Source organism: Paraburkholderia phymatum STM815 (genome assembly GCF_000020045.1).
In the GTDB taxonomy this organism is placed as follows: domain Bacteria; phylum Pseudomonadota; class Gammaproteobacteria; order Burkholderiales; family Burkholderiaceae; genus Paraburkholderia; species Paraburkholderia phymatum.
The window spans coordinates 1053675-1071932 of sequence record NC_010623.1 but is presented as its reverse complement, the minus strand read 5'-3'; the positions used below and the strand labels follow the sequence as shown (position 1 = coordinate 1071932).

Sequence of the window (18258 nt, the reverse complement as noted above, 5' to 3'; positions counted from 1 at the left end):
TGTGTGGATCTGCGCGCTTCGGGCGCCTACTCGGTGATGACTGCCGTCGCCTCGATCTCGACCTTGGCGTCGTCTTCGATCAGCGCGACGACCTGTACAGCGCTCATCGCAATGTCGTAATCGCCGATCAGTTCGCGAAACGCCTGGCCGATCTCCTTGAGCGCCGCGAGGTATTCGCGCTTGTCGGTGACGTACCAGGTCATGCGCACTAGATGCTCGGGCTTGCCGCCCGCTTCGCGGAGCACGGCGAGCACGTTGCGCAGCGCCTGCGTGGCCTGCTCGGCGAACAGGTCGCTCGTCATGCGCGCTTCTTCGTTCCAGCCGATCTGTCCGGCGATATACACCTGCGTGCCCGTCACCGCGACACCATTCGCGTAGCCGCGCGGCTTGAGCCATCCAGCGGGCAAAAGCGGTCTCTTCTTCATGAGCGTTGCTCCTCGGATTGAACGGCGTGCGGCGCGAATGCCGCCAGTGCAGTGGCGATGTCGTCGGGGATATCGATCGATTGTCCGCTTTCCAGCGACGTCGTCACGAGCACCTGTGCCGCGCGAAAACGCACCTCTTCGGCGCAACGCGCGACGATCCCGATGCCGATCGAGCGGCGACCGATGCGCGTGACACCGAGCCCGAGCGTGACGGTGTCGCCCATGCGGCTGGGCCGCGAGAACTCGCAATCGAGCTTCACGATGGGCAGGCCGACGCGGCGCGTCTGGATCATGTGCGCGTAGTCGATCGAAAGACGCTCGTTGAACCACTCTTCGACGAGCATGTTAGTCATCACCAGGTACTGCGGAAAATAGACGATTCCCGCCGGGTCGCAATGCGCGAAGCGGATGCGCACAGGCATGTCGAAGGTATTGCTCATGACGCGCGCTCCTGTTGACGTTGCGCAGCGTGAGCCTTCAGCAGATCGCGTCCGACGATCAACTGCTGCACTTCCGTCGCGCCTTCATAGATGCGCAGCGCGCGAATCTCGCGATACAGCCGCTCGACCGTCGTGCCGCTCTGCACGCCCATGCCGCCCCACAGTTGCACGGCGGCGTCGATCACCTGTTGCGCGCCTTCGCTTGCGTGCCATTTCGCCATCGCGGCTTCGCGCGTGACGTTTTCGCCCTGATCGCGCAGCCATGCGGCGCGATAGACGAGCAGCGCGCTGCTGTCGATCGTCAACGCCATCTGTGCCAGCTTCGTCTGCGTCAGTTGAAAATCGCCGAGCGTCTGGCCGAACATCTTGCGCGACGCGGCGCGTGCGAGCCCTTCCTGCAATGCGCGTCGCGCAAAACCCAGCGACGCCGCCGCAACCGACGTGCGAAAAACGTCGAGCGTACGCATCGCGATCTTGAAGCCTTCGCCGGGCGCGCCGAGCATCTGGCTGCGCGGCACGCGCGCACTGTCGAAATGCAGACGCGCGAGCGGATGCGGCGCGATCACGTCGATGCGCTCCGCGATCTGCAGGCCCGGCGTATCGGCGTCGACGATGAACGCGCTGATGCCGCGCGCGCCGGGTGCTTCGCCCGTTCTTGCGAACACAACGTAGAAGTCCGCGATACCGCCGTTCGAGATCCACGTCTTGTCGCCGTCGATCACATAGCAGTCGCCTTCGGCGCGCGCCTGCAACGACATGGCCGCGACATCGGAACCTGCGTCGGGCTCCGACAGCGCGAATGCGGCAATCGCTTCGCCCTTTGAGACGCGCGGCAGGTAGCGAATCTTCTGTTCATGCGTGCCCGCCAGCGTGATCGCGCCGGAACCGAGCCCTTGCATCGCCAGCGCGAAGTCGGCGAGGCCGTCGTGGTTCGCGAGCGTTTCGCGCAGCAGACACACGGCGCGCGTGTCGATCGTGTCGCCATGTCCTCCGTATTGCGCGCCGCCTACGCCATATTTCAGCCAGCCTGCTTCGCCAAGCGCGCGCACGAGCTTGCGGCACGTCGTGTCCGTGTCGTCATGCTGCACACACGCGAGATGCTGCGTGGCCCATGCCTCTATACCTGCGGCCAGTTCACGATGACGCGCTTCGAAGAATGGCCAGGCCAACGCGCCATGCGGATCGATGAGGTTCGCAGCCAACTCAATCTCCTTCGAATACAGGCCGCGACTTCGCCGCGAACGCTCGATAAGCGCGTTCGAAGTCGCGCGTCGTCATGCAGATGGCCTGCGCCTGTGCTTCCGATTCGATCGCTTCGTCTATGCTCATGCTCCATTCCTGATGCAGCATCTTCTTCGTCACGCCATGCGCGAACGTCGGACCGGCAGCGAGATCGGCGGCCAGCTTCGATGCTTCGTCGAGCAGTGCTTCGGGTGCACACAGGCGGTTGTAGAAGCCCCATGCGCAGCCTTCGTCGCCGCTGGCGGAGCGCCCTGTGTAGAGCAGTTCGGCGGCGCGCCCCTGGCCGATGATGCGCGGCAGGATCGAACATGCGCCCATGTCGCAGCCCGCGAGACCCACGCGCGTGAACAGAAACGCGAGCTTGCTGCGCGACGTGCCGAGGCGCATGTCGGACGCCATCGCGAGAATCGCGCCCGCGCCGGCGCATACGCCGTCGACGGCAGCGATGATCGGCTGCGGACAATGCCGCATCGCTTTGACGAGGTCGCCCGTCATGCGCGTGAACAGCAGCAGTTCGGGCATCGGCAGACCGATCAGCGGAGCGATGATGTCGTGCACGTCGCCACCCGAGCAGAAGTTGTCGCCTGCGCCGTGCATGATGACGACCTTCACGTCCGTCGCGTACGCAAGTTGCCGGAACAGGTCGCGCAATTCCGCGTATGACTCGAAGGTGAGCGGGTTCTTGCGTTCGGGACGGTTCAGCGTGATCGTCGCGACGCCTGCATCGACGGACCAGCCGAAATGCTTCGCTTCATACGCGGCGAGCGTTGTGCGGTTGCCGGTTAGCAGGGCGTCGGCAGCGGAGCGGGTCATGGTGTCTCCTCGTGTGCGGAAATCGCGTTAGCTTTTGATCGTGTTCAGCAGATGCTGCTTGAGCTTGCCGAGCTTCTGATGCGTGCGCGATTTCTCGTCGAGATCGAGGCCGCCGAACATTTCGACGACCCATTGCTCATGCGCGACGGCCATCCGGTCGAACAGCGCGCGGCCTTCGGGCGTGAGCCGCACGCTGGTCGAACGGCGATCGTTCGGATCGGTGTCCCGCGCGACGAGCCCTTCTTTTTCCAGTTGATCGGTAATGCCGGTGATGTTGCCGCCCGTCACCATCAGACGGCGCGACAGCTCCGTCATCTTCAGTCCTTCGGGATGACGCTCCAGCTGCGCCATCAGATCGAAGCGCGGCAGCGTCGTGTCGAACTCGTTGCGCAGACGTTTGCGCAGTTCGGCCTGCACGAGATTCGTCGTGGTCAGCATGCGCAGCCAGAGGCGCAAGCCCATATGGCTGTCCGCACCCGTGCTCATTTCCATGTCCACCACGTTCTCCGCGGGTTTCTCTACACCCTTGCGCGCCGGTTTGGTTTCGGCTGAATCGGCAGGTTTCTTTTTTGCAGCATTGCTCATGTGACTTCTCCGCCTGAAACGGATATCGATTGACCTGTGATGGATTCGGAACCGGGCATGCATAACCACAGCACCGCATTCGCGACCTCGTCGGGCGCGACGAAACGGCGCTGCGGATTGTGGCGCACGAGAACGTCACGCGCTTCCTGCTCGCTGCGCGCGGTCTTTGCTGTGATCTGCTCGAGCGATGCGCGCAGCAGTTCCGTTTCCGTATAGCCGGGGCAGACGGCATTGACCGTGATGCCCTTCGTCGCGACTTCCAGCGCGAGCGAGCGTGTGAGTCCGATCACGCCGTGCTTGGCGGCGCAATAAGCGGCGACATACGCGTAGCCGATCTGTCCCGCCGTGCTCGCGACGTTGACGATGCGTCCATAGCCGCGTTGAAGCATCGACGGCAATACGGCGCGCGTGCAGAGAAACACGCCCGTCAGATTGACGTCGAGCATGCGCTGCCAGAGTGACAGTTCGGTTTGCGCGAACGGCGCAGCTTGCGCCTGGCCGGCATTGTTGACGAGCACATCGACAGCGCCCGCGACCGTCGCCGCTGCAGAAAATGCCTTGTTGACAGCGCTTTCGTCGCCGACGTCGGCACTGATGCACGCCACGACCCCGCCATAGGCACTCAATGTGTCGCGTTGTGCTTCGAGACGTTGCGCGTCGCGGCCCATCAGCGTGACCCGTGCTCCGGCGAGCAGGAGCGCTTTCGCCGTCGCCGCGCCGATGCCGCTGCCGCCGCCTGTCACGACGGCGTGCTTGCCTGCAAGCGTGGTGTTCATCAAACGGTCCCCTCCGCGCGCTGCGCGCGTTCGAACGGCGACAGGCGCGCGTTTTCGGCGGCCTGCGCGCGCTCGCGTTCGTAATTGCGTTCGAGTTGCGACTTCGCGGCCGCGTACTGCTTCGGCCAGTTCACATCGAAGTAGCCGATCTTCGCGGCCTCGTTCAGCGTCCACGATGGATTGGCCAGATGCGGGCGCGCGACCGCGCACAGATCGGCCCGTCCGGCCGCGATGATGCTGTTCACGTGATCCGCTTCGGAGATCGCGCCGACCGCGATCGTCGCGATACCTGCTTCATTGCGGATGCGATCCGCGAACGGCGTCTGGAACATGCGGCCGAACACGGGCTTTTCTTCCTTGCTGACCTGTCCCGACGACACGTCGATCATGTCGGCGCCCGCCGCCTTGAAGGCGCGCGCGATTTCGACGGCATCGTCCGGCGTGGTGCCACCATCGACCCAGTCGTGAGCGGAGATGCGCACGGACATCGGCTTGTCCTGCGGCCAAACCTTGCGCATGGCGGCAAACACTTCGAGCGGATAACGCAGGCGGTTGACGAGCGGGCCGCCGTATTCGTCGGCGCGATGATTGGTGAGCGGCGACAGGAAACTCGACAGAAAGTAGCCGTGTGCACAGTGCAATTCGAGCCAGTCGAAGCCTGCTTCGGTGGCCATTTCCGTTGCGCGGACGAATTGCGCTTCGATCTCGCGCAGTTCGGCGTGCGTGGCTTCGTGCGACCATTGGCTCACTCCGCGCAGATATTGCTGCGGCGAGGCCGATAAGAGAGGCCAGTTGCCGTCGGGCAGCGGCTGATCGATGCCTTCCCAACTCACGCGCGTCGACGCTTTTGCGCCCGCGTGCCCAAGCTGCATGCCGATCTTCGCGTCGCTTTGCGTATGCACGAACTGCACGATGCGGCGCCACGCGGCGAGATGCTCGGGCGCATACATGCCGGGGCATCCCGGCGTGATGCGCGCTTCGGGCGACACGCAGGTCATCTCCGTCATTACCAGCGCGGCGCCGCCCATTGCGCGTGCACCGAGATGCATCAGGTGATAGTCGCCCGCAATGCCGTCGACGGCGGAATACTGCGCCATCGGCGACACGACGACGCGATTTTTCAACGTCACGCCGCGCAGCGTGAACGGCGTGAACATCGGCGGAATGGAATGCTTGTGCGGCTCACGTTCGATGCCCGCGCGCACTGAAAGCCAGTCTTCGAACGAAGCGACATAAGCGGCATCGCGCTCGCGGAGGTTTTCGTGCGAGATGCGCTGCGAGCGCGTCAGCAGCGAATAGGCGAACTGCTCGGGCTCGAACGATGCATAGCGATCGACATGCTCGAACCATTCCGTCGAATTGCGCGCGGCGTTCTGGATGCGCAGCACGTCGACGCTGCGCACGTCGGTGTAGTGAGCAAGCGCGGCGGCGAGATCATGCGGATGCGCGTCCATGCTGTTCGCGAGTTCGATCGCGTCTTCGAGCGCGAGCTTAGTGCCGGAGCCGATCGAGAAATGTGCGGTGTGCGCAGCATCGCCCATCAGCACGACGGGTACACGCTTGCCGCCGTCGCGCGTTTTCCAGTGCACCCATTCGCGATTGACCACGCGCGGAAAGCGGATCCATTGCGATGAGCCGCGCAGATGACTCGCGTTTGACATGAGCGGATTGCCGTCGAGATACTTCGCAAAGAGCCGTTCGCAAAACGCGATGCTGTCTTCCTTGCTCATTTCGTCGAGTCCGGCGGCGCGCCACACGCGCTCAGGCGTTTCGACGATGAAGGTCGACGTCTCGTCGTCGAAACGGTAGGCGTGCGCCTGAAACCAGCCCCATTCGGTCTTTTCGAACGCGAAGGTGAAGGCGTCGAAGCGTTTCTTCGTGCCGAGCCAGACGAAGCGACAGTCGCGCATGTCGATATCGGGCCGATACGTTGCAGCGTACTTCTGGCGGATCGCGCTGTTCAGACCGTCGCTGGCGACGATGAGGTCGGCGTCGTAGTCGTCGTCGTTCGTGACCTGGGTTTCGAACACGAGTTTCACGCCGAGTTCTTCGCAGCGCTGCTGCAGGATGTTCAGCAGGCGCTTGCGGCCGATGCCGCAGAAGCCGTGTCCCGACGAACGCACCTTCGCGCCGCGAAAGTTGATTTCGATGTCGTCCCAGTGATTGAACGCTTCGAGGATCATGTCCGCGCTCCTCGGGTCGGCGGCGCGCAGATTGCCTAACGTCTGATCGGAGAACACGACGCCCCAGCCGAACGTGTCGTAGGGCCGGTTGCGCTCGACGACGATCACTTCGTGCGCCGGATGCCGGCGCTTTATCAACAAGCCGAAATACAGGCCGGCCGGCCCCCCGCCGATACAGACGATGCGCATGCTGCTCCCCAGCGTGTGTGTTCGTCATTACTTTAGATTTTGATAATTTAGGTGTCAAGTAAATTCGGATGGACGGAGTGCGGGTGCTGCGATGCCCGGATCGCCCCGCCGTCCGTCGCAATTGCTTACTGGATGAGCATTGGCACGCTTCTTCCGTCGCGAAGACCGCCGATCGTAGTAACGTATCGAAAAATTGGCTTTTCGCCTGGCCAGTTGATTCTTGAGGCGCTTATGTCCACAGACGCAGACACCACCATGATTGACGAGCAGGTCACAGCCATTGCCGACCGCATGACGGAAGAAGGCCATCTGGTTTCCCCCGTGACGATATGGGCGGAGGTCCGCAGCGGCTCCATCGTTGCCGTTGCCGCCGCCTTGCAGCGCTGGCGCGACGCGCGCAAGCCGCAAATCCCGCAGACGCAGGCCCAGAAAGCCATGCCGGGCGAATTCGCGGAAACCTTGATGGAGGTGGCGCGCCGGATCTGGACCGCCTCCCAGGACGATGCGCAGCGGCTCCTCAACGAAGGTCTGGGCGCGGCGAGCCAGCAGGTCGACGTGTTCCGCAAGGAGCGCGACGAAGCGCTCGCCGCCTATCAGAAGACGGACGAAGAAGTCGAAACGGGGCGTGAACGGCTGGACGGCCTGCGCAACGACCTGCGCACCCTGCAGGACACCGCCAGTCATTCGAAGGCCGAGCTTGCGGCGGCGACCGCCCGTGCAGAGACGGCTGAGGCCAGTGTCGAGGATCTTGCCCAGCGCGCATCGGCGGCCGAGGCAAAACTGGCCGCCATTCAGACGTCGCTGGAGGATCAGCACCGGGCCAACGAGTGGCTCGCCGCAACGGTGTCGAGCAAGAATGACGAGATCGCGCGGATCAGCCGGGAGCGCGATGATGCGCGCCGGCAGATCGCCACGCTCGATGAAGCGTGTCAGGCGAAATCCGACGAAGCGGAGCGCCTGTCGCGGGAGGTCAGCGAGGCCGTGTCGCGGGCCGACGCCGCGACCGCTCAGGCGACCGAGAGGGCTGCACGCCTTGCGTCCGTCGAAACGGACCTGAGCGACACACGCAACGCACTTGCCACCGAGCGCGAGGCGGCCCTCGAGCATGCCGCCGAAGTTTCCGCGCAGCGTGTCGAACTGGAGCGTATCCGGCGCGAGCTGGACGAATCGCGCGTGCAGCTCAGCGCGATGACGGAGGCGCAGACGCTGGCCGCCGTCGAGCTGGAGCAGGCGAAGCAGGCCGAATCGGCTGCGAACGAGCGTGCGGATGCCGAAGGGCAGCGTGCCGCGCAACTTGAACAGAGCCTGACGGTCGAGCGTGAGGCCACGGCGGCGCAGCGCGACGAACTGCTGCGCGTGACGCGTGAACTGGACGAAGCGCGGACTCAGGTGAATGCGCTGACGGAGGCGCAGACGGCAGCGGGCGCCGAACTGGCGCGCATGTCGCACGATGCATCGGCGGCGAAGGAAAGGGCGGATGCCGCGGAGCGGCGCGCGGCGCAACTGGAGCAAAGCCTGTCGGTGGAGCGCGAGGCGACGGCGGCACAGGGCGACGAGCTTCAGCGAGTCACGCGCGAACTGGACGAAGCACGTTCTAAGCTCAGCGGGCTAGCGGACGCGCAAACGGCCGCGATGGCCGAACTGGCGCGCGTCACGCAAGACGCATCGGCGGCGAAAGAAAGGGCGGATGCGGCAGAGCAGCGCGCGGCGCAACTGGAACAGGGTCTCGCTGCCGAACGTCAGGCGACAGCGGCGCAGAGCGACGAGCGCCAGCGTGTCGCACGCGAGCTGGAAGAAGCGCGCGCAAAGATAGACGCGTTGACGGGCGAGCACGCGGCCGCGAGCGCCGAAGTGGCGCAACTGGGCCAGGAAGCATTGGCCGCGAAGGAACAGGTTGCGGCACTGGAGCAGAGCCTCGCCGCCGCACGGGAAGCGACGGTCGTGCGCACTGACGAGTTGCAGCGCGTGACGCAGCAACTCGACGACGCGCGGACTCAGATCGACACACTCACCGAATCGCAAGCGGCGGCCAGCGCCGAACTCGCACGCATCAAGCAGGATGTCAGCGCCGCGACAGAGCGGGCCCATGCAGCGGAACAGCGCGTCGTCGAACTCGAGCAAACCCTTGCAGCCGAGCGCGAGAGCGCTGCAACGCGCAGCAATGAAGCGGCGGCTCAAGCCAATGAACTGCAACGTGTGATGCGTGAGCTAGCGGATGCGGGCCAGCAGATCGCCACGCTGACCAATGCACAAGCGGTAGCAGCAGCGGAACTCGCGAGGGTGACGCAAGAGGCATCGTCGGCAGCAGGCCGCGCGGAAGCCGCCGCGCAGCAGGTCACGCAACTCGAGCGAAGCCTCGAGGCCGAACGCGAAGCCGCGACGGCGCGCGACGCCGAAGCGTCGACGCAATCGAACGAACTGCAACACGTCGCGCGGCAGCTCGAAGAAGCCCGCCATCAGCTCGATACGCTGACGCAAAGGGTGGAGGCAGAACGCGACGCCGCGACGGCCCGTCACAATGAATCGGCGGCGCAACTAGAAGAGGCGCGCAAGCAATGCAGCGCACTGTCCGACGCGCAAACGGACGCCAATGCCGAACTGGCGCGGCTGACGCGAGACGCATCCGCCGCGAAGGAAAGAGCGGACGCAGCCGAACGGCAAGCCGCCGAGCAAGAACGAATGCTCGCGGCGGAACGCGAGGCAGCGTTGGCGCACGGCACGGAAGCCTCTGCACAACGAGAAGAGCTGCAACGCGTCAGACAGGAACTCGACGAAGCGCGCAAGCAGATCAGCGCAATGAGCGAGTCGCAAACGGCGTCCAGCGCCGAACTGGCGCGGGCCACGCAAGACGCGTTCGCCGCAAAGCAGCGCGCCGATGCTGCGGAACAGCGCGCAGCCGAACTCGCGCAAAGCCTCGCCGACCGGCCGCATGTACAGGCCGCAGCGAAAGATGGCGAACAGCCGGGCGGAACCGACATCGCGGAAGAAATCGCGTCGTTGCAACGCCAGCTTGCCGCGCAGTCGAAAGCGCACACGAAGGCCTACAACGAACTTCGCGCGAATGCCGACCAGTGGGTGACGTACGCGAAGGACATCAAGCAGCGGCTCGATCAGGCGAACGAAAAGATTCTTTTCATCGACGCGCGCAGCACGGGCGAAGTCGCGCTGCTGCGCCGGCTCTCGTTCGAACTGGAGCGGCTCAAGCCCGATCACGAACTGGTGTTCCGCGAAGCGCAGAAGAAGCTGATCGGCGCGGCCATGGCGCAGCAACTCGCGCAGAAAGGCTATTCGTACGATCCCGCGACGGCGGTCATGTCGAAGGTGGAGGGCTGACGCGCAGCGTCTTTCAGCCTGTGTTCGGCGACACGCTACGCGAGCATTTGCCGTGAAGCGAAGTGAGTGCTTCGCGGCATGGCGTCACTTCGCAAACAGCTGGCCGATATCCTTGAACGCCTTGAACTCGAGCGCATTGCCGCACGGATCGAAGAGGAACATCGTGGCCTGTTCGCCGACCTGCCCCTGAAAGCGGATGTACGGCTCGATCACGAACTTCGTTCCGAACGACCTGAGCCGCGCCGCGAGCGCTTCCCACTGATCCCACTCGAGCACGATGCCGAAGTGCGGCACGGGCACGTCGTGACCGTCGACGGCATTGCTGTGCACGCTCTCTTGCGATGCTGTCTTCGGATGCTCGTGGATCACCAGTTGATGACCGAAGAAATTGAAATCGACCCACTGCTGGCTGGAGCGGCCTTCTTCCAGCCCGAAGACGCGTCCGTAGAAGTCGCGGGCACCGGGAAGATCGTAGACGGGGATGGCCAGATGAAAAGGCGAAAGGCTCACTGAATTCTCCATTGCGGGTTTTCTGTCGTGGGGCGCATGGGGCGGGAATAACGGACCAATAATACCCAGCGGAATAGTAAAATAAAATCAATATATTGTCTTATCAAACACAAACGGAATTGATCAATGCTCCGTGAGCTGAAGACGCTGATCGCGGTGGCGCAGGAAGGCACGTTCGCGGCGGCCGGCAGCAGAATCGGCCTGACGCAAGCGGCTGTCAGCGCGCAGATGCAACGGCTCGAGGCCGAGTTCGGCTTTGCGCTGTTTGACCGCGAGGGGCGCACCGCACGCCTCAATGCGACGGGCCAGCAGGTGCTGGTGCAGGCGCAGGAAGTGGTCCGGCTTTATCACAACCTGAGTACGATGGCGGCGGACCCGGCGGCCAACGTGCGCGTGAATATCGGTGCGATCGCGTCGGTGCAGCGTTCATGGCTGCCCGATGCGTTGGCCCGGTTTCATGCTGAATGTGCCGCATGCAGGACGCGGGTGATTCCAGGCGTGTCGATGGAATTGCTGAATCTGGTGGATGCGGGCGAACTCGATATCGCGGCCATCATCCGCCCGCCGTTTTCGTTTCAAAGCGATTTGCGCTGGACGGCGCTCGCGCAAGAACCGTTCAGGCTGATCGCGCCGCGCAGCGTGAAGGGCAAGGACTGGGCTGCGTTGCTGTCGGACCAGCCGTTCATTCGTTATGATCGCGCGTCGTTCGGCGGTCGTCAGGTAGATCGCTTCCTGCGCCGGATGCACTTCACCGTGCGCGAAGTGTGCGAACTCGACGAACTCGAAGCGATCGTCAGGCTCGTCGAGAACGGCGTCGGCGTGGCAATCGTTCCGCAAACAGCAACGTATCGGCGCTGGCCCGCGAGGGTGCGCGCCGTCGACCTTGGGCATCACACGTTTCATCGCGACGTCGGGCTCGTGCATCGCGCGCCGCAGCATCTGAGCGAACCCGTGAAAGTGTTGCTGGAACTCATCGAAGCGCAGGCGCGCAAGAAGCCGTCCGCTCGGGATCGCCTGGGGCAGTAAAGCTCTTGGGTCACGGAGCGTGCGGCAGGTTCTTCTGCAGATAGCTCGACACCCGCGTCTGCAAGGGAAGTCCCCGAAGGCGTGCCACGGTTGCTGTGGCCCGGCACCGCTTTCACGGCGCGCAGCGCTTGCGCGAATGGGCTCGGATCGAGCACCTGCCCACATCATTCGTCGGCGGACTTCTTATGCTTTAGGATATCTGCCACTTTGCTGCACCCACAGCAGCGACGTAGCAGTTCCCGACAAGAAGAGGTGTCGAATGAATGATCGGAGGGAACGCGCTTCGCGGTCCATTGCGGTGCGATTGACGTGGTGGATCGCGTGCGTGATCGTGGCGCTGAGCATCGCTGCCTGCGTGATGTCGTTCCTCGCTGCCTCTGTCGAGGCAAACAAGCTGCAGGACGGTCACCTTCGCGAGATCGGCGCGCTGATCGATAACGGGGAAATTGATCTGAAGCGGTCGGCCGCAGTGTGGCACGACAGTGAAGATGCGGATGTGAGACTCGTCATTACGCGGCTTGACAAGCCCTCGACGGAATCGGACGGGTTTCTTCCTGTTTCCTTGCTGTCGGCGCTTCCGGACGGCATGCATGACGTCGAGGTCAGGAACGAGAACTGGCGCGTCAGCGTGCGCAAGTTGGCGAATGGCGAGCGCATCTCGGTCGCGGAACGTTCGGATGTCCGCGACGAAATCGCGAGCGACGGCGCATTGAGAACACTGCTTCCGATGCTCGCCCTCACGCCTGTTCTGATTGCCGTGGTGATCGTGCTGGTGCGCCGGATGCTGTTGCCGCTTCGCCGTCTCGCGCAGGTCGTGGATCAGCAGGACGATGCCACGCTCGACGTGCTGTCCGAGCAGGACATCCCCAAAGAGCTGCTGCCGTTCGTGACGTCGATCAACCGGCTCATCGGCCGGCTCAAGGACGCCATGTCGCAGCAGCGAAGATTTATCGCGGATGCCGCGCACGAACTGCGGTCGCCGCTCGCGGCGCTATCTCTGCAGGCCGAGCATCTGGGGGCCGCGGACAATCCTCATGTGGCGCGGGAACGGCTCATCAGGTTTCAGGCAGCGTTGCGGCGCACCGTACGGCTCGTCGAACAGCTGCTCGCACTTGCACGTTCACAGCATGGATCCACGATGGAGCCGTCGGTCGTTTCCCTTCGGCAGCTGGCCAGCGATGCCGTCGTCAATGCTGTCGACATGGCGCAGAGCAAGCAGGTGGATCTCGGGCTCGAGAAGGTCGACGATATCGAAGTGATCGCCGATGTTCCGGCGCTTGCCGTCGTATTGCGAAATCTCGTCGACAACGCGGTTCGCTACACGCCGGAGGGCGGCAGGGTCGATGTATCGGTCACGCGCCACGGAGGGGATCTGCTCATCGAAGTGACGGACACGGGACCGGGCATCCCCGACGATCAGCTATTGCGCGTACTCGAACCGTTCTACCGGATGCCGGGCACCGTCGCAGCGGGCAGCGGGCTCGGCCTTTCGATCGTGTCGGAAATCGCGCGGCGCAGTGGCGGTCAGCTTCTGCTGGAAAATGTCGACGGCGGATTGCGCGCCTGCTATCGGCATCCATTGCGAAAGTGAGCGCAGTGTGAGCGCGAAGTCGTCGAGTTGTGTGAAGCAGGTGTTCCAGCCGTCGAAGAAACCGGCCTAAGCTGTTTGAATGACGACATGCCTTGATCGCGACAAAGGGAGGCGTTCGATGACCACATCCAACGACACAGGCTTTACCGGCTCGATACCCGACATCTACGAGCGTTACCTCGTGCCCATGCTGTTCGAACCGTATGCGCGCGATCTCGGCAGCCGCCTCGGGGCGATCGAGGTGTCGCGCGTGCTGGAGATCGCGGCAGGCACGGGCGTCGTCACGCGGGCGATGGCGGACGTTCTGCCGCCGCAGGTCGAACTGATCGCGACCGATCTCAACCAGGCGATGCTCGACCGCGCCGCGCAGTCCGGTACGAGCAGGACGGTGACATGGCAGCAGGCCGACGCGATGCAACTCCCATTCGACGATGGCAGCTTCGATCTCATCGTCTGCCAGTTCGGCGCGATGTTCTTCCCCGACCGGCCGCACGGCTTTTCCGAAGCGCGGCGTGTGCTGCGAAGGGGCGGCGTGCTGCTGTTCAACGTCTGGGACCGGATTGAGGAGAACACGGTGACCGAAACGGTCTCGGCCGCGCTCGACACGCTGTTCCCTACGGATCCGCCGCGCTTCATGCAGCGCGTGCCGCACGGATATAGCGACACGAACGCTATCGCGCGCGATCTCGCGGACGCCGGCTTTGGCGCGCCGCCGCGCATCGAGACGATCGCGAAACGCGGCTGCGCCGAATCGGCAGCGGTCGCGGCGTTGGCGTTCTGCCAGGGGACGCCGCTGCGCGGCGAAATCGAGGCCCGCCAGCGCGCGACGCTCGACGAGGCGACATCGGTGTGCGCGGCGGCGATCCGCAAGCGCTTCGGGAATAGCGCAATCGCCGGGAAACTTCAAGCGCACGTCGTCACCGCACAACGTTAAACGCCCGAAATGGTGTGTGCCGCGACGTGTAACGATGGGTGGAAAGCCGCGTCCGCCTTGCAGGCAGGGCGTTTCGACCGATCCCGTCTGGAAATTGTTACACCTCTTACCGGTCGGACTGGGCGGCGTTACCAAGGGCTTTCGGACGGGCGGTTATACTCGCGCCGTCTCAAAAACTATTGACCTGACTATGTCGAAGCGAATCATTCAGATGGTGGCTATTGCAGCGCTGACGGCTGCGGCTTCGTTGCCGGCGATGGCCGGCGATATGAACAATGCGGTTGGCGGCGCGCTCGGCGGCGTGGCCGGCGCAGCGCTGGGCGGTGCAGTCGGCGGCAGCACGGGCGCCGTGATCGGCGGTGCGGTCGGCGGCGGCGCGGGCGGTGCGGTGACATCGAACCGCCGCGAGCGCACGGGTGCCATCATCGGCGGCGCACTCGGCGGCGGCGCAGGCACGGCTGCGGGCAACGCAATGGGCGGTCGCGGAGGCGGTCTGATCGGCGCAGCGCTCGGCGGCGGCGCGGGTGCCGCGCTCGGCGGCAACATTTCACGCTCGAACTCTTATGCCGACGACTATTCGCGCGGCTATGGCTATCACCACAAGCACAAGCGTCACCATCACGACGACTGAACCGGTGCGCTGGGCGCCCGCGGGCTCGTGGCAGCGCGGACTCACGGGCGTGCGGGCCGGGTCCGGCAGGGGCCCACGACAAATCATCGCGGGCGATTGCGGCGGATCAAGAACGGGATAATCGCGATTTGAAGGTCCGATTGACGTAATTCCCTTCTTTCGCAGGCTTCATCGGACGAATGGGTGCCGCGACCGATTCGCCACGCCGCGCAGGCCTTGTTTATCCGCTTACTTTTCCCAAAGCGTGCGTCCGAAGAAAGTCAGCGTGCGGTCCCACGCCATTTGCGACCAGACGGGGTCGTACTGCGTGCCGGCGATGCGACTCGGGCCGACGGCCGTTTCGTTGGCGAACGCGTGATGCGCGAGATAGCGGTGAAATGTGACGTCGACGTTCGCTTCGTGCAGCTTGGTCTCCAGCGTGTCTACCGTCGCGGCAGCGAAGAACGCATCCTGCGTACCCCAATGCGCAAGCACGGGTGCCTTGATGTTCGACGCGTCGATGTATTCCAGCGGAGGGAAGCCGTAGAAGACCACGCCCGCCGATACCTCCGGGCTTTGACATAGCGTGAGGAAGGTCAGCGCGCCGCCCATGCAGTAGCCCATCACGGCGACGCGGCCAGAGCGCTGCTTGAGGTACTGCACGGCTCCGCGAATATCTTGCGATGCGGCGTCGCCGAAATCGAGTCCGTCCATCAGATGATGCGCCTCTTCTTCTTCCACCGTCGATTTGCCCCGATACAGATCGGGCACGAGGGCGAAGTAGCCGGCAGCTGCGAGACGATTCGCGACACCGCGAATCTGGTCGTTCAAGCCCCACCATTCCTGAATGACGACCACTGCCGGCGCGCCTTCCGTTTTCTCGGGCGCAGCAAGATAGCCTTGCAATTCTTTGCCATCCGGGCGGCTAAAAGCGATCATGGATCCCGTCGTCGTGTTCATGGTTGTCTTCCTGTTGAATGGACCCATTAGCATAGCGCCAACGTGCGCCAAATGCAGGTTCACGGACTGGCCGGAAATGAAAGCGCACTGCAAGCGGCATACGCTTGCAGGCCATATGCGTACGACTCGCACGCACGAGGCCATGACTCCCGTCTCACACAGCACATACTACGTGGACGTACCCATTACGCCGGCATTTTCCGGAACGAAATCGCAAAGCGGTTCCATACATTGATCGCCGAGACCAGCAGCGTCAGATCGACCAGTTCGGCTTCGCTGAAATGCGGCTTGACGGCGTCCCACACGGCATCGGGCACGTGATCCTGCGAAATCAGCGTTAGCGCTTCCGTCCATTCCAGCGCCGCGCGTTCGCGTGCCGTGAAGAACGGCGTTTCGCGCCATACGACGACCGTCGCGAGACGCCGCTCCGTTTCGCCGCCCTTGCGCGCATCGGTGGTGTGCATGTCGACGCAGAACGCGCAACCGTTGATCTGCGATGCACGCAGACGCACCAGCTCCGTCAGCGACTTTTCGAGGTCGCTCTTGTTGATGCGCTCTTCGAGCGCGAGTAGTGCCTTGATCGCATGCGGGTTGGCTTTGTAGAAGTCGAGACGTTGTTCCATGATCGGTTCCTCGGTGAGAATGCGCATTGGCTTGCGCGACACACGAAGATTAGGCGCAAAACTGGCCATATTAAATGGCCAATTTCCGGCAATTTCGGGTGACCACTTTGGAGGCGGGGCGCCCGCGCGTTCCGCTCATGAATAGCAGGGCGGCGTCTACAATGGGCCTGTCGTCGCGGAGCGACTCTACGAGGCCGGGAGACGAGGCAGACGAAGAGCCGCCGGTTACCGGCGGTCTTTGAATGACAGACAGAAGAAGGTTATTTGACCGCGCCGAGCGCGAGACCTTTCACCAGATAGCGCTGCAGCCACGCGAACACGATCGACACGGGCAACGTCGCGCACAGCGTCGCGGCCATCACCAGATGCCATTCGACAACATACTTGCCCGCTACCATATCGGTGACCTGCACGGTAAGCGTTTTGTTTTCGGGCGAGCGGATCAGCGTATAGACGACGGCGAATTCATTCCACGCGTTGATGAACGTGAAGATGGCCGTCACGACGATGGCAGGCACGGCGAGCGGCAGGAACACCTTGAACACGGCGCGCGTGCGGCTGCATCCTTCCAGCCATGCCGACTCTTCCAGATCGCGCGGCACGGTCTGGAAGTACGACGACAGCATCCACACCGCAAACGCAATATTGAACGCCGCATACGATACGATCACGCCGATCTTCGAATCGACGAGATTGCCGTCTCCGTATGGAATCATCGCAGCGAGCCGGAACAGGCCGACCACTAGCAGGATCGGTGAGAGCATCTGCGTGACGAGCAGAAACTGTCGATACAAGCCGCGCCCGCGAAACGGAAAGCGCGCGAGCGCGTACGCGGCGGGCAAGCTGACGGCGAGCGCGAGCGCCGTCGAGAGCAGACTGATGACCGTGCTGTTGCGCAATGCGACGCCGAAGTTCGCGGCCGTCCACATATCGGCGAAATTCTGCCATTGCCAGTGCACCGGGAGCCAGCGCGCAGGATATATGAACACTTCCTGCGCGGGCTTCAACGCGGTAAAGAGCATCACCGCGAACGGAAACAGCACGACCACGACAAGCGGCGACAGCGCGAGCCAGCACCACACGGTGCGTTTCATCTTCGTGTTCAAGCGGGTTCTCCTTCCTTCGACGGCTGCACGCGCAGATACAGCACCGAGAACACGAACAGCATGATGAGCATCACGAGCGACACGGCTGCAGCCTGGCCGGGACGTCCGAGCCTGAAGCCGAGTTCGTACAGATACGTCACGAGAATATGCGTGCCGTTGTCCGGTCCGCCTTGCGTCATCACCCAGATGATCGGGAACGAGTTGAACACGTAGATCACGTTCAACAGGATCGCCATGTTCACGAACGGGCGCAACAGGGGCAGCGTGAGTTGGCGGAACTGCTGCCACGAACTCGCGCCGTCGATCCGCGCGGCTTCGTAAATATCGCCGGGCACGGACGACAGGCCGCCCAGCAGAATCGTCACGGTAAATGGAATCGACACGAGAATGCCGACTGCGATCTCGACGGGGAACGCGAGTTCGGGCGTCGCAAGCCAGTGAATCGGGCCGCCAATCAGACCGAGCCGCTGCAGCGTGACGTTGACCATGCCGTAGTCGTCGTTGAATGCCCAGCGCCATACGACGGCCGTCATCGTCAGGGACACGGACCATGGCAGCATGATGATCGTGCGGGCAATGCCGCGGCCATGAAAGTCCTGGTTCAACACGAGCGCGACGGGCACGGAAATGATCACGGTGCCGCCCACCACGCATGCAGTCCATACGACGGTCCGGCGCAGCGAATCGAGAAACACCGGGTCGGCAAACACCGTGAAGAAGTTCTTCAGTCCGGTGAAATCGCGAATCGCACCGAAGCGCGATACGTCGTGCAGCGATTGCCACACGATGTTGAAGATCGGGTAGCTGATGATGAACAGCGCGAGGATCAGACTTGGCGCAATCAGCCACCACGGCGCTGTGGCGCGTGGTGCGATGGAACGGCTCATGGCTGCTCGATCGGCGGATGCTTGG

17 protein-coding genes are annotated in these 18258 nt (G+C 63.4%); 5 read left to right on the top strand and 12 right to left on the bottom strand.

Translation table 11 applies throughout. The features are described 5' to 3' along the window. Nucleotides 1-26 precede the first annotated feature (26 nt). From BPHY_RS20525 to BPHY_RS20495, 7 genes are read right to left on the bottom strand one after another with little or no spacing between them, the layout of a single operon-like run. Entirely contained in the window at nt 27-425 is a 399-nt protein-coding gene (locus tag BPHY_RS20525) for a RidA family protein (RefSeq protein ID WP_012403370.1), read from the bottom strand. After that, nucleotides 422-865: an acyl-CoA thioesterase gene (locus BPHY_RS20520; RefSeq protein ID WP_012403369.1), complete on the bottom strand. Its 444-nt coding sequence runs from the start codon at nt 863-865 to the stop codon at nt 422-424. The genes BPHY_RS20525 and BPHY_RS20520 overlap by 4 nt, the downstream gene beginning before the upstream one ends. After that, on the bottom strand, nt 862-2067 hold the full coding sequence (locus BPHY_RS20515; RefSeq protein WP_012403368.1) for an acyl-CoA dehydrogenase family protein: 1206 nt from the start codon (nt 2065-2067) through the stop codon (nt 862-864). The genes BPHY_RS20520 and BPHY_RS20515 overlap by 4 nt, the downstream gene beginning before the upstream one ends. 1 nt (nt 2068) lies before the next feature. Then, a complete protein-coding gene (locus BPHY_RS20510) occupies nt 2069-2920 on the bottom strand; it encodes an enoyl-CoA hydratase family protein (RefSeq protein WP_012403367.1) in 852 nt (283 codons plus the stop codon). A gap of 27 nt (nt 2921-2947) precedes the next feature. Then, nucleotides 2948-3505 carry a MarR family winged helix-turn-helix transcriptional regulator gene (locus BPHY_RS20505; RefSeq protein ID WP_012403366.1) on the bottom strand — a complete coding sequence of 186 codons (558 nt, stop codon included), beginning with the start codon at nt 3503-3505 and terminating at the stop codon, nt 2948-2950. Further along, a complete protein-coding gene (locus tag BPHY_RS20500; RefSeq protein ID WP_012403365.1) occupies nt 3502-4281 on the bottom strand; it encodes an SDR family NAD(P)-dependent oxidoreductase in 780 nt (259 codons plus the stop codon). Before BPHY_RS20500 ends, BPHY_RS20505 begins: the two co-directional genes overlap by 4 nt. Beyond that, nucleotides 4281-6653, bottom strand: coding sequence for a bifunctional salicylyl-CoA 5-hydroxylase/oxidoreductase (locus BPHY_RS20495; protein ID WP_012403364.1), 2373 nt, complete (start codon nt 6651-6653; stop codon nt 4281-4283). Before BPHY_RS20495 ends, BPHY_RS20500 begins: the two co-directional genes overlap by 1 nt. 231 nt (nt 6654-6884) lie before the next feature. Here BPHY_RS20495 and BPHY_RS20490 point away from each other — a divergent pair, with 231 nt between their 5' ends. Continuing rightward, the gene (locus tag BPHY_RS20490) at nt 6885-9986 is read left to right on the top strand and encodes a DNA-binding protein (RefSeq protein WP_012403363.1); all 3102 of its coding nucleotides are present in this window, start codon (nt 6885-6887) and stop codon (nt 9984-9986) included. 84 nt (nt 9987-10070) lie between these two features. Here the strand turns inward: BPHY_RS20490 and BPHY_RS20485 are convergent, their stop codons facing one another. Then, complete coding sequence (locus BPHY_RS20485) at nt 10071-10496, bottom strand: VOC family protein (RefSeq protein WP_041765202.1); 426 nt, start codon at nt 10494-10496, stop codon at nt 10071-10073. Nucleotides 10497-10622: 126 nt separating this feature from the next. Here BPHY_RS20485 and BPHY_RS20480 point away from each other — a divergent pair, with 126 nt between their 5' ends. From BPHY_RS20480 to BPHY_RS20465, 4 genes are all read left to right on the top strand, one after another. After that, a complete protein-coding gene (locus BPHY_RS20480) occupies nt 10623-11522 on the top strand; it encodes a LysR family transcriptional regulator (protein WP_012403361.1) in 900 nt (299 codons plus the stop codon). A gap of 259 nt (nt 11523-11781) precedes the next feature. Continuing rightward, a complete protein-coding gene (locus BPHY_RS20475; protein ID WP_012403360.1) occupies nt 11782-13113 on the top strand; it encodes an ATP-binding protein in 1332 nt (443 codons plus the stop codon). A gap of 118 nt (nt 13114-13231) precedes the next feature. Next, on the top strand, nt 13232-14047 hold the full coding sequence (locus tag BPHY_RS20470) for a class I SAM-dependent methyltransferase (protein WP_012403359.1): 816 nt from the start codon (nt 13232-13234) through the stop codon (nt 14045-14047). A 190-nt stretch (nt 14048-14237) separates the two neighbouring features. Beyond that, nucleotides 14238-14678 (top strand): hypothetical protein, encoded by a 441-nt coding sequence (locus tag BPHY_RS20465; protein WP_041764444.1) that lies wholly within the window; start codon nt 14238-14240, stop codon nt 14676-14678. Nucleotides 14679-14906: 228 nt separating this feature from the next. Here the strand turns inward: BPHY_RS20465 and BPHY_RS20460 are convergent, their stop codons facing one another. The 4 genes from BPHY_RS20460 to BPHY_RS20445 form a co-directional block, all read right to left on the bottom strand. Beyond that, nucleotides 14907-15617 (bottom strand): dienelactone hydrolase family protein, encoded by a 711-nt coding sequence (locus BPHY_RS20460; RefSeq protein ID WP_012403357.1) that lies wholly within the window; start codon nt 15615-15617, stop codon nt 14907-14909. A 185-nt stretch (nt 15618-15802) separates the two neighbouring features. Then, nucleotides 15803-16240, bottom strand: coding sequence for a carboxymuconolactone decarboxylase family protein (locus BPHY_RS20455; RefSeq protein WP_012403356.1), 438 nt, complete (start codon nt 16238-16240; stop codon nt 15803-15805). Between the two features lie 260 nt (nt 16241-16500). After that, the gene (locus BPHY_RS20450; RefSeq protein ID WP_041765199.1) at nt 16501-17334 is read right to left on the bottom strand and encodes a carbohydrate ABC transporter permease; all 834 of its coding nucleotides are present in this window, start codon (nt 17332-17334) and stop codon (nt 16501-16503) included. 8 nt (nt 17335-17342) lie between these two features. Continuing rightward, on the bottom strand, nt 17343-18233 hold the full coding sequence (locus tag BPHY_RS20445) for a carbohydrate ABC transporter permease (RefSeq protein ID WP_041764442.1): 891 nt from the start codon (nt 18231-18233) through the stop codon (nt 17343-17345). Nucleotides 18234-18258 lie beyond the last annotated feature (25 nt).